13 protein-coding genes are annotated in these 14075 nt (G+C 68.8%); 11 read left to right on the top strand and 2 right to left on the bottom strand.

Features of this window, described 5'->3' with window-relative positions; translation table 11 throughout:
* Positions 1 to 497 precede the first annotated feature (497 nt).
* Together VXC91_RS23780 and VXC91_RS23785 are read left to right on the top strand one after the other, a co-directional pair.
* Positions 498 to 1748 (top strand): IS701 family transposase, encoded by a 1251-nt coding sequence (locus VXC91_RS23780; protein WP_329509351.1) that lies wholly within the window; start codon positions 498 to 500, stop codon positions 1746 to 1748.
* 321 nt (positions 1749 to 2069) lie between these two features.
* Positions 2070 to 3125, top strand: a complete 1056-nt coding sequence (locus tag VXC91_RS23785) for an IS110 family RNA-guided transposase (protein WP_329509352.1) — start codon at positions 2070 to 2072, stop codon at positions 3123 to 3125.
* Between the two features lie 162 nt (positions 3126 to 3287).
* Here the strand turns inward: VXC91_RS23785 and VXC91_RS23790 are convergent, their stop codons facing one another.
* The gene (locus VXC91_RS23790; protein WP_329509353.1) at positions 3288 to 4298 is read right to left on the bottom strand and encodes a recombinase family protein; all 1011 of its coding nucleotides are present in this window, start codon (positions 4296 to 4298) and stop codon (positions 3288 to 3290) included.
* Positions 4299 to 4655: 357 nt separating this feature from the next.
* Here VXC91_RS23790 and VXC91_RS23795 point away from each other — a divergent pair, with 357 nt between their 5' ends.
* From VXC91_RS23795 to istA, 4 genes are all read left to right on the top strand, one after another.
* Positions 4656 to 5531, top strand: coding sequence for an LLM class F420-dependent oxidoreductase (locus VXC91_RS23795; RefSeq protein WP_329509354.1), 876 nt, complete (start codon positions 4656 to 4658; stop codon positions 5529 to 5531).
* Between the two features lie 72 nt (positions 5532 to 5603).
* A complete protein-coding gene (locus VXC91_RS23800; protein WP_329509355.1) occupies positions 5604 to 6758 on the top strand; it encodes a Gfo/Idh/MocA family oxidoreductase in 1155 nt (384 codons plus the stop codon).
* Between the two features lie 154 nt (positions 6759 to 6912).
* Positions 6913 to 7359, top strand: coding sequence for a nitroreductase family deazaflavin-dependent oxidoreductase (locus VXC91_RS23805; protein WP_329509375.1), 447 nt, complete (start codon positions 6913 to 6915; stop codon positions 7357 to 7359).
* A 387-nt stretch (positions 7360 to 7746) separates the two neighbouring features.
* Positions 7747 to 9222, top strand: coding sequence for an IS21 family transposase (gene istA, locus VXC91_RS23810; protein WP_408057456.1), 1476 nt, complete (start codon positions 7747 to 7749; stop codon positions 9220 to 9222).
* 37 nt (positions 9223 to 9259) lie between these two features.
* On the opposite strand, the gene VXC91_RS23815 is transcribed toward istA, so the two are convergent.
* Positions 9260 to 9541, bottom strand: a complete 282-nt coding sequence (locus VXC91_RS23815) for a hypothetical protein (RefSeq protein ID WP_329509376.1) — start codon at positions 9539 to 9541, stop codon at positions 9260 to 9262.
* A gap of 58 nt (positions 9542 to 9599) precedes the next feature.
* Here VXC91_RS23815 and istB point away from each other — a divergent pair, with 58 nt between their 5' ends.
* The 5 genes from istB (at position 9600) to VXC91_RS23840 (ending at position 13973) form a co-directional block, all read left to right on the top strand.
* Entirely contained in the window at positions 9600 to 10373 is a 774-nt protein-coding gene (istB, locus tag VXC91_RS23820; RefSeq protein ID WP_329509357.1) for an IS21-like element helper ATPase IstB, read from the top strand.
* A gap of 302 nt (positions 10374 to 10675) precedes the next feature.
* A complete protein-coding gene (locus tag VXC91_RS23825; RefSeq protein ID WP_329509358.1) occupies positions 10676 to 11158 on the top strand; it encodes a MarR family winged helix-turn-helix transcriptional regulator in 483 nt (160 codons plus the stop codon).
* A gap of 129 nt (positions 11159 to 11287) precedes the next feature.
* Positions 11288 to 12526 carry a cytochrome P450 gene (locus tag VXC91_RS23830; protein WP_329509359.1) on the top strand — a complete coding sequence of 413 codons (1239 nt, stop codon included), beginning with the start codon at positions 11288 to 11290 and terminating at the stop codon, positions 12524 to 12526.
* 35 nt (positions 12527 to 12561) lie between these two features.
* Positions 12562 to 12771 carry a ferredoxin gene (locus tag VXC91_RS23835; protein ID WP_329509360.1) on the top strand — a complete coding sequence of 70 codons (210 nt, stop codon included), beginning with the start codon at positions 12562 to 12564 and terminating at the stop codon, positions 12769 to 12771.
* A gap of 5 nt (positions 12772 to 12776) precedes the next feature.
* Positions 12777 to 13973: an NAD(P)/FAD-dependent oxidoreductase gene (locus tag VXC91_RS23840; protein WP_329509361.1), complete on the top strand. Its 1197-nt coding sequence runs from the start codon at positions 12777 to 12779 to the stop codon at positions 13971 to 13973.
* The last annotated feature ends 102 nt before the right edge of the window (positions 13974 to 14075 follow it).

Here is a 14075-nt window from a genome sequence, read left to right on the forward strand (position 1 = left end):
GCTGGGTCGTGAACCGGCACTTCGATATGTTCAACCCCGCCAGGCAGGACCGATGGGTGTTTGGTAGCAGGGACACCGGCTACTATCTCCGGAAATTCGCCTGGACCAAGATTGTCCGGCACCAACTCGTCACGGGAACGGCATCGCCGGATGACCCGTCCCTCGCCGAGTACTGGGCCAGTCGGCGCCGCCGCAGCAAACCCCCGGTTTCGAGGGCCATGCTCCGCCTCTTGCAGGCACAGCATGGCCGATGCCCTATATGCCGGGACCTGCTGCTGCACGCCGACCGGGAGCCACAGAGCCCGACAGAATGGGAACAATGGCTCTCCATCATCCGGAAGGCGCTGCGTAGGCATGCAGTCAGCACCATCCCCGGAGAGGGCACGCCGAACGGTCAAGCCGTACTTCGACTCATACACGCTCACTGTCACCGAAGGCTCACCAGAAGTGACAGTGAGGCCCGGAAAGCTGCAGGCCTGCGAGCCTGAGGGGCTTGCTTGAGCCGGTTGCCTGGAAAGCGGGCACGGCCGGTTCTGAGGGGGCCCCGGCGCAGCAATGCGCCGGGGCTACCCGACGAAGCGATCGGTGAGCGGGGCCCGCACCGCCTGCACCATCTGCTGTCCCGTGCGGTGTGGGACGAACAAGCGGTGCTCAAGCGGACGGTGGCCTGGGCCGTGGACCTGCTCGACGACGGCGACGGGATCCTGATCGCGGACGAGACGGGAGACGCGAAGTCCTCCACCGACGCAGTGGCCGCGGCCCGCCAGTACTCCGGCTCGGTCGGCGGAGTCGCCCTGTGTCAGGTCGCGGTGCACCTCACCTTCGCCACGTCCGCCGGGCACTGCCTGATCGACCGGCGCCTGTACTTCACCAAGGAGTGGGCCGCAGACGAGGAACGCCGTGAGCTGACCGGTGTCCCCGACGAGCTGTGCTTCGCCACCAAGCCCCACCTCGCGCAGGACATGCTCCGCACCGCCGGCCGGCAGGGCATACCCGCCTCGTTCTTCCTGGGCGACGAGGTCTACGGAGGGCGGGAGCTGCGTAGCGCCTGCCGCGAGCTGGGCCTGGGCTACGTCGTGGGAGTGCGCTCCAACCACCAGGTCGCCACCCCGGCCGCGAGGCTGAGCGTGGCCCAGGTCGCCGCCCGGCTGCCGAAGCGGGCCTGGCAGCGGATGCGGACCGGCGCAGGGCAGAAAGGCGTACGCGACTACGACTGGGCAATGATCGAGGTCATCGCCGACGACGCCCCTGACGGGCACGACCTCGACACGGGGACGTCCGTGCTGCTGGTCCGCCGGCACCGCTACACCCGCACCGTGTCCTACTACCGCTGCTTCGCCCCCGGGCCGGTGACGCTGGCGCGACTGGTGTCACTGGTGTGCCGCAGGTGGCGGGTGGAGGACGACTTCCAGGACGCGAAGGAGATCTGCCACCTCGACAAAGGGCAGGTCACCTGCTGGAACTCCTGGCACCGCTGGAGCGTGATCGCCCTGGTCGCCTACGCCTTCCTGGCCGTCGCCGCCGCTCTCGAACGTGCCGCCCAGACCGGCCGGAACGACCCCGCCGAGGCCGACCTCGTCCCCCTCAGCAGCCACGAACTCCTCCGCCTGCGACGGGCCTTGATCCTTCCGCCGCCCCGACGAGACCGCCCCCACCTGCTGTGGTGGTCCACCTGGCGCCGCCGCCACCAACACCGCGCCCGCCTCTGCCACCGCCGTTGGCACGCGTACGCCGACACCACACCATGAACAGACAGCACGCCGGCAGCTATCTACAGCTGCCGTACTAGTGCTGTCCCGGGCCCACGGTCTGACTCATGATATTTTTGACCGAAGTGTCTCGATCACACAGTGTCGGCTGTAGGTCGGGGATGGCGCGTTGCCGGTGCCGGGCTGGCGGGGTGTGTCCCAATAGGGGCCTGTCGATACTTGTGGCGTCCTCACGATTCTGACCGTCCGACGCGGTCCGGTACCGGCAACGCTATACGTCGGGCCGGAAGGGGAACGGGCATGTGCAGTTCGGTACTGTCAGGTACGGCGACTGCTCCACGGGCCCGCCGTCATCGCCCTATGGGGGAGGTGGTGCTGGGCGTGGACACGCACCGGGATGCCCATGTGGCTGCGGTGCTTTCCTTGACGGGGGCGGTGCTCGCCACCGGCGAGTTCCCGGCCACCGCGGCGGGATACTGCGATCTGCTGAAGTGGGCCAGGAAGTCGGGAACCGTGGGGCGGGCCGGCGTGGAGGGGACCGGATCCTATGGGGCGTCCCTGTCTCGCTATCTGATGGCCCAGGGCGTGGACGTGTTTGACGTGAATTGGATGGACCAGGCGGATCGTCGGCGGCGCGGCAAATCAGATCCGCTTGATGCCCAGAACGCGGCGCGAGCCGTGTTGAGCGGGCGAGCCCGCGCCCGGGCCAAAACGGGCGACGGGCCGGTGCAGATCGCGAGAATGTACAAACTCACGAAGACGTCGGCCGTCAAAGCCCGCACCCAGGCCATAAACCAGCTCAAGTCCGTCCTCATTACTGCTGACCCCGCCTTGCGGGAGGAACTGTCCGGTCTGGGCAATGCAGAACTCCTCCGTACCTGTGCGCGGTTCGCGGACGTGAGCGGTCACGAGGAGGCCGGTGAGGAGTCGGTGCTGCAGGCGACTCGGATCACGTTGGGTTGGCTGGCTCACCGGATCGGTCAGCTCTCCGAGCAGATCCGGGACGTGGAGACTCGTCTTGCCCGGCTTGTGGAGTGCCATGCCCCGCAGTTGCTCGACGTGGTGGGGATCGGTCCGGACACGGCGGTCACGTTGCTGATCACGGTGGGGGACAACCCGGAACGCCTGGACAGTGAGGCGTCCTTCGCTGCGCTGTGCGGGGTCAGTCCTGTCGAGCGCTCCTCGGGACGCCGGCAGTTCCGTCGCCTCAACCGCGGCGGCGACCGGCAGGGCAACGCCGCGCTGCATCGCATCGTGTTCACCCGTCTGAGGGTCGACCCGCGCACTCAGGACTATTACGAGCGCCGGATCAACGAGGGCAAGACCCGGCGCGAAATCGTCCGATGCCTCAAACGCTACGCGGCACGGGAGGTCTTCCACCTGGTCAGACAGCTACAGTCAGGAACCCGCTCATAGGGGCAGTGTGATACGGCGAGGCCCCGCCGGGGCACTTCCTGCCGGGACTCTACGCGGAGCCCTGAGACGGCGCAGCCGCACCGGATCGCTCCGGTGCGGCTGCGCCGTGAGATCCGGCCTCGGGACATCGGTAGCCGTTGGCGCTGAGATCGATCATGGGGCCTAGCTGCGGATATCCGTGTTCGGGTGAGGCTGGACCTGGAGGCGTTCGCGGAGGTCGATCTCCTCGGGGGTGAGCGGGTCCCCGGGCCGGCGGATGCGGACGGGCTTGGGTCGCAGCGGCAGGCCGTCGTCCGCCGCAGCGGCCTCGGCTTCCGCGAGGGCCCGGTAGAGCGAGGCGACCGACGGGTTCTTGCCCGCGTTCTTCCCGGTCTTGATGACCAGCTTCTTCGCGATCTCGGGCACGGGGACGCCCTTGTCCTTGAGCGCGATGGCGAAGGTGAGCATGTCGTCGTCGATGACCTTGGGCCGTCCGCCGTGGTTGCCCTTGGACGCCGCGATGACCTGGCCTTCGAGGGTCTTCTCCCGGATGTAGTTGCGCTCGATCTGCCCGGCCGCGGCGAGGACGGCGAAGAACATCGCCCCCATGCCGTTGGGGTCGTAGATCCCGGTGAGCGGGCCGGTGAGGAGTTCGAGCTGGATGCCACCGGCCTGGAGCTCGGCGGAGAGCGCCATCAGCTCGGCCGCGTTGCGCGCGAGCCGCTTGAGCTCGTGGACGGTGAAGATGACCGGCGTCTCCGGGGCGGCCTCCTTGAACTGCCGGGCCAGCGCGAGCGCCGCCTCCAGCTCGGGCCGCACCTTGATGCGGGTGCTGATCTGCTCCTTGAAGACCTTGTGGCACTCCGCCCGGTGGAGGGCTTCGAGCTGGCTTGCCAGCTCCTGCCGCGCGGTTGACGTCCTCGCGTACCCGATCCGCACCGGCCGCTCGGTGCGGGGCGCGGGCATGATCGCGAGCGCCGGGCCCTGCTTCCACGAGCGGCCGGGGCCGCGGTCGGCGGGGACAGGGATCTCCAGTTCCTCGCGAAGCGGGGGAGCGAGGACGAAGCGGGGGGTGTGGTACTTCGCGGCGGTCTTCCCGCCCCGGGTGCGGCAGGCGCTGCCGGCGGGCGCGTCACAGTTCGGGCAGTCGTGACGTTCTACCGCTAATGCCGCCTGATCGGGCGTGAGATCCATGGCGGCAGTCTCTCAGAAGTGCCTCGCACAACATGCGGGTTTCGAGAGGGCTTTTGCGAACGGCGACCTGCGGAAACGTGATCGCTCCGGGGGGTCTCGCAGAACTCTCACAGATGGTCGTTTATGAGAGACCCGAACTGGAACTGGCGCTACCGCTAACCACGGTTCCGGTGTACCGAGTCCGGTAGACGACACGCACGAGCCCGCCACCGCAGTGGCGGGCTCGTGCCTGTTCGACGTCTTATGACCGTTCGACCAACTGAGGGAACGGCGAGAATCGACCGGAACGTCCTCCGGTCGGTAGCGGCTGGAGACGTGATGATCACGGCACAGCCCACCACCCGGGGAGAACACCCGATGAGCGACACCAGAGTCCCCCTGAAGCAGCGAGTCGGCCGGTACGGTGCCTGGAGCATCGAACTGCGTTCGGAGGACCCCGCCCGGCGCGGCGAACTGGACGAGGCCGCGGCCGAACTGGAGGAACTCGGGTACGGCGCCATCTGGCTGGGCAACAACAGCACCGCCGACCACGCCGCCCCGCTGATCGGGGCGACGCGCCGCATCGTCGTCGGCACCAGCGTCCTGAACATCTGGCAGCAGGAGGCCGCCACGACCGCGGCCGGCTTCACCGAGGTGGAATCGGCGCACCCCGGCCGCTACCTGGTGGGTCTCGGAGTGAGCCACGGCCCGCTGGTGAAGGACTACAGCCGCCCGTACGCGGCGATGACCGGCTACCTCGACGAGCTGGACGAGGCCGGCGTCGCCGCCGACAGCAGGGTGCTGGCCGCGCTGGGCCCGAAGATGATGAAGCTGTCCGGCGAGCGGGCGGCCGGCGCCATCCCCTACCTGGTCACGCCCGAACACACAGCCCAGGCCCGCGAGATCCTCGGCGAGGGCCCGCTGCTCGCCCCGGAGCTGAAGGTGATCCTGGAGACCGACCCGGCCCGGGCCCGCGCCCTGGCCCGCGACACCCTCGCCAATTACCTCACCCTGCCGAACTACACCAACAACTTCCTGCGGCACGGCTTCACCGAGGCCGACCTGGCCGCGGGCGGCAGCGACCGCCTGATCGACGCGGTCTTCGCCTGGGGCGACGAGAACCGCATCCGCGACCGCATCGACACCTTCCACCAGGCAGGCGGGGAACACGTGGCCCTCCAGGTGCTCACCGGCACCTACAGGGACAAGCTCCCGAGGGAGGAATGGCGCAGGCTCGCTTCTCTATGGGGATAACGGCCTCCTCTCGAAACCCGCACGTTGTGCGAGGCACTTCCGAGAGAGGCGATTGCGAACGCTGGGGTGCACATGACGTCCATTTCCCCTCATCGGGAGCCGATCCGCGTCGGTGTCGTGGGTCTGAGCGCGAGCGGCGGGTGGGCGGCCACCGCCCATGTGCCGGCGCTGGCCGGGCTCGACGGATACGCGTTGCGGGCGCTGAGCGCCAGCAGCGCCGAGTCGGCGCGTGCGGCCGGCGAGAAATATGCGGTGCCGTTCGCCTTCGGCAGCGCAGAGGAGCTGGCCCGCAGTGAGGAAGTCGATCTCGTGGTGGTGACGGTGAAGGTTCCGCACCACCTGGAACTCATCCGGCCCGCGCTGGAGGCGGGGAAGATGGTGTTCAGCGAGTGGCCGCTCGGTGCCGACCTCGCGCAGGCCGAAGAGCTGGCCGACCTCGCACATCGCAAGGGTGTGCTCACGGCTGTCGGCCTGCAGGCCCGGTCGGCTCCGCCGCTTCGGTATCTGCGGGACCTGGTCGCCGGCGGCTACGTGGGGCGGGTGCTGTCGACCAGCATGCTCGGGTCGGGCTGGATCGGGGGTGCCACCTACGACGACACCTACGCGTACGTGCTGGACGTCACGAGCGGCGCCACGCTGCTGTCGATCCCCTTCGGGCACTCGGTCGACGCGCTGACCATGGTGCTCGGGGAGTTCCGCGAGGCGTCGGCTCACATCGAGAACCTGCGCCCGGAGGTCACCCACGTCACGAGCGGGGCGGTCGCGGCCAAGAGCGCGGAGGACCAGATCGCCGTCACGGGGGTGCTGGAGTCGGGGGCCGTGGCCGCGATGCACATCCGCGGTGGGACGTCCCGCGCCACCGCGTTTCACTGGGAGATCAACGGCACGGAGGGCGATCTCGTCGTCAAGGCCGACCAGGCCCAGTGGTGGTACGGGGGGCTGCGGCTGTACGGCGCCCGGGGAGAGGACGGCACCTTGGCTGAACTTCCGGTTCCCGCCCGCTATCAGCGGTCGCTGACGCAATGGACCGAGCGATCCGCCGAAGCCGCCTGCAACGTCGCCCACGAGTACGCCCTTCTGCGCGACCAGATCACCGGGAGCCTTGCGCCGGACGAGGACGGCGTTCCCGACTTCCGGCACGCCGTCCGGCGCCACCGCATGCTGGAGCGGATCCGAGAGGCGGCGCGCACGGGCCGGAAGGTCACACTCACAGAGCAGGGCGCGTAGGTCCCGAAGTCAGTCAGGTCGTGAGTTCGACTGCTTCGCCCTCGGCAGGTCGGGCTTGTTCAGGCGCGAGGTCACCTCTGTCCGGAATGCCGGATACATGCACTGGCGTTGGAGCATGGTGCGAGAACATCCCTACGACGAGGGGACGGATGCCATGCCTCTCGAGGGCGAGTATGAACCCAGCACGACGCAGTGGGTGCGCGAGCAAGTGGAGGCGTACGAGGAATCGGGCGGCACCAAGGGGGCGACGCTGTGGGACACGGGGTGGCCCGTGGTGGTGATGACCACCCGGGGCGCCAAGACCGGCAAGATCCGCAAGGCGCCGGTGATGCGCGTCGAGTGCGACGGGCACTATGCGGTGGTCGGCTCCTTGGGCGGATCCCCCAGACATCCTCTGTGGTACTTCAACATCAAGGCCGATCCGCACGTCGAACTCCAGGACGGCACCGTGAAGCAGGACATGACGGCCCATGAGGCCACCGGCGAGGAGCGGGCCGAGTGGTGGCGGCGCGCGGTCACTGTCTTTCCGAGGTACGCCGAGATGCAGAAGAAGACCTCGCGGCAGTTCCCAGTGTTCGTCCTGGAACCTGTCGTCGGGTAGTGACCTCGGGCGGTCTCGGAGCCGTCGGAGGGCACTCGACGACGACCAACCTTGACGCCTGGCCACCACCCCTCGCATCTTCGGCTACTGAGCGCCCCTCAAATCGGCTTGACGCCGCCGCCCACGGGGACGCTACCTGGCCGGCGCGGCAGGAGGGCTTCGAGCCGGCTCGCGCGATCGCTGACGGCGGCCGTGGCAAAGTCCAGGTGTGCGGTCAGTTGAGTCCAGGGTGATGGCCACCGGAATTCCAGGTGGAAGGCCGTCTGACCTGTGGTGTTCCTGATCGCTTCCTTATCTGCAAGGAGACCCCTCCGTCCGGTTTGCTGGTGTTTGCGAGCATCAGCAGTCGGTCGGAGAGGTCCTGTGACGAAGTCTGACAGAGAGATCATGGAAATCCTTGAGGCGTACGACCTGACCGGGACGGTCTGGTCGGCGGCGGCCTTGGCGGGACACGATCCGAAGACGGTCAAGCGGTATGTCGAGGCCCGCGCCAGCGGGCGAAATCCTTATGAGCGAGAGCCGCGGCCGAAGATGATCGACGCGTTTCTGGAGAAGGTCGAGGAGTGGGTCGAGCAGTCGAAGGCGACGATCCGCGCCGATGTGGTCCACGGGAAGCTGGTGAAGATGGGCTACCGCGGCAGCGCACGCTCGACGAGGCGGGCGGTGAACGCAGCGAAGACGGCCTGGAAGGCGGGCAAGCGCCGAACGTACAGGCCGTGGATTCCGGAGCCGGGCCGGTGGCTGCAGTTCGACTGGGGCGAGGGACCGCGCATCGCGGGGCGGCGGACTTGGCTGTTTTGCGCATGGCTGTCCTGGTCGCGGTTTCGGGTCGTGATCCCGGTCTGGGACTGCACGTTGGGCACGTTGGTGGCCTGTCTGGACACCACGTTGCGCCGGATCGGCGGGGCACCGACCTACGTACTGACCGACAACGCGAAGACGGTGACCGTCGAGCACATCGCCGGGATCCCGGTCCGCCACCCGCAAATGGTCGCCGCAGGCCGGCATTACGGCTGCCAGGTGGTCAGTTGCGTCCCTTACGATCCAGAATCGAAGGGCGGCGCGGAGGCCACCGTCCGCATTGCGAAGGCCGACTTGGTGCCCACGAACGCGAACCTGCTGCCGGCCTACGACTCGTTCGCCGAGCTCGCGGATGCCTGCCGGACCTGGTGCGATGCGGTGAACTTGCGTCGCCACCGGGCGACCGGGCAGATACCTGCCGACCGCCTCGATATCGAACGCACCACGTTGCATGTTCTGCCCCTCGAGCCACTCGCGCTTGCGCTGGGCGAGGAGAGGCTGGTCGGCTCGGATCGCACCATCAGCTTCAACTCGGTGCGCTATTCGACCCCGCCGGGCTATACCGGCGCGAAGGTGTGGTGCCGGGTCGTCGGTGAGGAACTGTCCATCACCGCCCGCACCAACTCGGGTGACCTGTCCGAGATTTGGCGCCACCAGCTCTCCACTCCCGGGGTTCCGCAGATCATCGACGAGCACTATCCCGACCATCCCGACGGCCGCAGCGTCCACCAGCCGAGGCTGCAGCCGCGCTCGGAAGCAGAGATCGCGTTCGTGGGCATCGGCCCCGGTGCCAGCCGCTGGCTCAAGGAAGCCGGGCCCGCCGGCGCCACCCGCATCCGCGCCAAGATGGCACGCGCGGTCGAGCTGGCCACCGTTCTGGGCAACGACAAAGTCGATCAGGCCCTCGGCCTGGCCGCGACCGCCGGGCGCTTCGCCGACGGCGACCTGCTCTCGATCCTGGGACACATCGCGGACAGCAAGCCCGCCGGTGAGGTCGTCCGCGCGGACGAGGCCCACTCCGTCCAGAACGGAACCATCGGCTGGCAGGCCCTGGGCCAGTAGGCGATCAGTTCAGGGAAGTTGACGCACTACTCCGCGGTCAGTCGCCGACAAACCACAGATAGCGGTGTGACCCCTGCTCGACGACCTGGCACAACTCGCGGGCCTGACCAACCCAGTCACCGTCGCAAGCGGCCGGAAGCCGGTCGAGTTCCGCCCGCAGCAGCGACACCTGTCGATGGTTGAAGACCGCATCCCCATACGGAATCAGGCCCCAGAGCATCGGGAACAGTCCCGGATTCAAATCACCGAATGCGGAAGTCCACTTCAGCCCGCTCTCGGCCCGGGCTATGACGTCGCCGCTGTCACCACGCACCTGCATATCGATCACCCGGCGAGCCTATCGACGCCGAACCAGACCGACGAAGGAATTTGCAACCATGACGTTCCCCCAGGCCCCGGCTCTGCCCGAGGAACTCGACAAGCTCATGCGCCGCATGCGGCTGCCCTATATGCGCAAGGCGGCCCCCGATGTCCTGGCCACCGCCCGCGCTCAACGCTGGGACCCCGCCGAGGTCCTGCGGCTGCTGATATCCGAGGAAGTCACCGGTCGCGACGCGGCCACCAGGCGCCTTCGACAGCACTCGGCGAACTTCCCCACCGGCAAGACGCTGGGCTCCTGGCGGGCCGAGGACTCCACCATCCCCGAACCCACCCAGAACTCCCTGATCACCCTGGAATGGATCGGTCGGGCAGAGAACTTGGTGATCGCCGGCCCGAGCGGCACAGGGAAAAGTCATTTCACCGAGGGACTCGCCCAGGCCGCGATCGAGAAGGACCTGCGGGTGTCCTGGTTCACCTTGGAGACGCTGAGCGCCGCGATCGGGAAGTCGAAGGTCGACGGATCCACCGCCCGCACCGTCGCCCGGATCTGCCGGGCCGACCTGATCGTCATCGACGACATCGGGCTGCTGCCCGTCGGCGAGGACGCCGCGGAGGCGTTCTACCGGATCATCGATGCCGCCTATGAGCGCCGGTCCATCGCGGTGACCAGCAACATCCACCCCTCGGGCTTCGACACGATCATGCCGAAGACCCTCGCAGGCGCGAGCACCGACCGCCTCATGCACCACGCTCACCTCGTGACCACCACCGGGGACTCGCATCGCCTCGCCGAAGCCCTCGCAGGGAAGGGAGTGGTCCCCTTGAACTGACCCCACCCCGGGAACACCACTGGCCACACGTCTGGGTTTCTGATGGCCACCAGCCTGGACACCCCACGGCCACCTACCTGGGCATCCCGATGGCCGTTGACAATCGCCGCCTGGCTCGCCCCCGGCGCCGCCGCCTGGTGTCGGGTGCTTACCCCGCTGCCCCCGGCGCTTCTTCGTCGACACGCCACGGCCTGACGCCTGCAGAGGCATGCACGGGAAGGTGTCTCGAAGGTGGCCGTCTGGCCGGATTTATATCACCGTCCTATATAGACACTAAATATAGCTAAGTGATAGAAAGGGGTATGGATGAGACACCTGAAGAGAGCCTCCGGGAGGTGGCGGCGGACCTGAACGCGCTGGCCATCGGGCTGGTCAGGCACCTTCTGTCGGACCGGCAGAACATGAATCTGACCACCGCCTCGGCGCTCAGCCGGCTGGAGCAGGAGGGGCCGATCCGGCTGACCGCGCTGGCAGCCGCGGAGGGCCTCGCCCAACCGTCGATGACCGCACTGGTCCAGCGGCTGGAGGAGCAGGGACTGGCGTCACGCGTGACCCATCCCGAAGACGGGCGGGTCCGCCTCGTCGCCATCACGGACGCCGGGCGAGCGCTGCTGGCCGAGCGCCGGCACGCGCAGCGTGCCCGGGTGGCCGGCCTGATGACCGCACTGTCCGAGCAGGACGTGCGGGCCCTGGGTGAGGCCATGCGTACGGCCCTGCCGATCGTCCAGCGGATGATCCAAGCCGCCCCGCGATCCGGTGACCCCGGCGGCGGGCCGGCCTCCTGAACCTCCCGTCGGCTCTCTCAGGTGGCTTCTCCTGCAGGCGGGACCGCTCCGCTGCCCGTCGCGCCCACGCGCGGCGGGCCCCGGTCCCGGCGCCTGCCCCATGTCCGACTTCCGGAAAGGGCGGAGAACATGACAACCACCTCGGCACGCAACACGGACGCACCCGCGGCGCAGGTCCCGGACTACCCCATGCCCCGGGCGGCCCGCTGCCCGTTCGACCCGCCGCCGGCCCTGGACGCCCTGCAGGAGCGGGCCCCGATCAGCCGCGTACGGCTGTGGGACGGCAGCACCCCGTGGCTGGTCACCCGCTACGAGGACACACGAGCCCTGCTGGCCGATCCGCGGATCAGCGCGGAGAGCAACCTCCCGCACTACCCCCACATGAGCCCGGCCCAAAAGGAGCGCCGGAGGCAGTCGCGGACCTTCATCACCATGGACGATCCGGAGCACGCCCGGCTTCGCCGGATGGTCACCGCGGCCTTCTCCATCAAGCAGGTGGAGGCGCTGCGGCCTGCCATTCAGAAGATCGTCGAAGACCTGATCGACGCCATGCTCGCCGGGCCCAAGCCGGTTGACCTGGTCCAGGAGTTCGCGTTGCCGGTGCCGTCGCTGGTGATCTGCGAGCTGCTCGGCGTCCCGTACGCCGATCACGACTTCTTCCAGGCCAACAGCAAGATCCTGATCAAGCGCACGAGCACCGTGGAGCAGGGACGGGTGGCCACACAGCAGCTGCTCGACTACCTGGACCGGCAGATCGGCGTCAAACTCGCCCACCCGGCCGACGACCTGCTCACCACGCTGGCCGAGCGGGTCAGGGCCGGTGAGCTCTCCCGGCGTGAGGCGGCCAGCATGGGGATGCTGCTGCTGATCGCCGGGCACGAGACCACCGCGAACATGATCGCGCTGGGCACCCTGGCCCTGCTCCAACACCCGGACCAGCTGGGCCGGTTGCGCGAGAGCGACGACCCGAAGGTGGTCGCCTCGGCGGTCGAGGAACTCCTGCGCTATCTCACCATCGTGCACAGCGGACGCCGCCGGGTGGCCCTGGAGGACATCGAGGTCGGCGGCGTGACCATCCGCGCCGGCGAGGGCGTCGTCCTCGCCAACGACGTCGCCAACCGCGATCCCGACGTCTTCCCCGCCCCCGACCAACTGGACCTCGACCGCAACCCCCGCCGCCACGTGGCCTTCGGCTTCGGAGTCCACCAGTGCCTGGGCCAGCCGCTGGCCCGGGTGGAGCTGCAGGTCGTCTACAGCACCCTGTACCGCCGCATTCCCACATTGAAGCTCGCCGTGGATCTCGACGAGATCCCGTTCAAGCACGACGGGAACGTCTACGGCGTCTACGAGCTGCCTGTCACCTGGTGAGCGCGGCCAAGTGCCGTGCGGGAAAGGAGGATCCGATGAAGGTGATTGTCGACCAGAACAAGTGTGTGGCCTCCGGTCAGTGCGTGCTGAGCGCACCGGACGCGTTCGACCAGCGGGAGGAGGACGGCATCGTCGTACTCCTCACCGAGAAGCCACCCGACGGCCTGGCGGACGACGTCCGGCAAGCCGCCGCCCTCTGCCCGGCCCAGGCGATCTGGGTGGAAGAAGAGGAGAAGAAGGAGTGAACCGCATGGTCATTGTGGGAGCCTCGGCCGCCGGCCTGACCGCGGCCGAGACCCTCCGCCGCCGCGGCTGGAACGGTGAGCTCACACTGATCGGTGAGGAGTCCCGTCCGCCGTACGACCGTCCGCCGCTGTCCAAGCAGATCCTGACCGGCGCCTGGGAGCCCGAACGGGCTGCCCTGCGCACCCTGCGGGATCTCGACCGGCTGAAGGCCGATCTGCGGCTCGGACATCGCGCTGTCGCCCTGGACGTCCCGGGCCGCCGGGTGCACTTGGAAGGCGGCGAGAACATCGGCTTCGACGGGCTGGTCATCGCCACCGGCGTGGCTCCCCGGCGCCTGCCCGACAGCGATCTGGCCGGAGTTCACGTCCTGCGCACGCTCGACGACGCGATCGCCCTGCGCGCCGCGCTGCTCGCCGGGCCCCGGGTGGTCGTGGTCGGTGCCGGGTTCCTCGGCACCGAAGTCGCCGCGGCCGCACGGGTCATGGGCCTGGAGGTGACCGTGGCCGAGCCGGAACCCGTCCCGGTGCGGCGCCCGTTCGGGGACCGCGTGGGCGAGCTCGTCGCCGACCTGCACCGCGACCACGGAACCCGCGTGCGCTGCGGAGTGGGGGTGCGCAGACTGCACGGGGCGGGCGGCCGGGTGACCGGGGTGGAACTCGGCGACGGCACCACGCTGCCGGCCGATGTGGTCGTCCAGGCCCTCGGCTCCACGCCGGCGACCGGCTGGCTGTCGGGTTCGGGACTGCGCCTGAGGGACGGCGTGGATTGCGACGCACTGTGCGAGGCGGCACCCGGGATCTACGCCGCCGGCGACGTCGCCTCGTGGTTCAACCCGCACTTCGGCACCCGGATGCGGCTGGAGCACCGGATGAACGCCACCGAACAGGCCATGGCCGCGGTCGGCAACCTGCTCGGCGACGCCACCCCGTTCGCTCCCGTGCCCTACTTCTGGACCGACCAGTACGACACCAGGATCCAGGCGTACGGAATCTCCCCGCCGGACGCGGAGATGCGGATCGTCTACGGCGACCCGTCCGACGGCCACTTCGCCGCCGCCTACGGGCACCACGGCAGGGTGGTCGGCGTACTCGGCTGGAACGCCCCGCGCCAGGTACGCACGCTGCGCCACCTGGTCGTCGACAGCGCACCGTGGGCCGCCTTCGCGGCCACACCCGCGCTCGACCCGGCCACCGTGAACTGACCCCAGGTCCCACAGGAGACAAGGAGGGAGGACTGCCGGTGACCACCGAACAAACCCCCCGCCCTGCGGGCACCGTCCCCGGCGCCCGGCCCCGCACTCGCC

The organism is Streptomyces chiangmaiensis, from assembly GCF_036281785.1.
Taxonomy (GTDB): Bacteria; Actinomycetota; Actinomycetes; order Streptomycetales; family Streptomycetaceae; genus Streptomyces; species Streptomyces chiangmaiensis.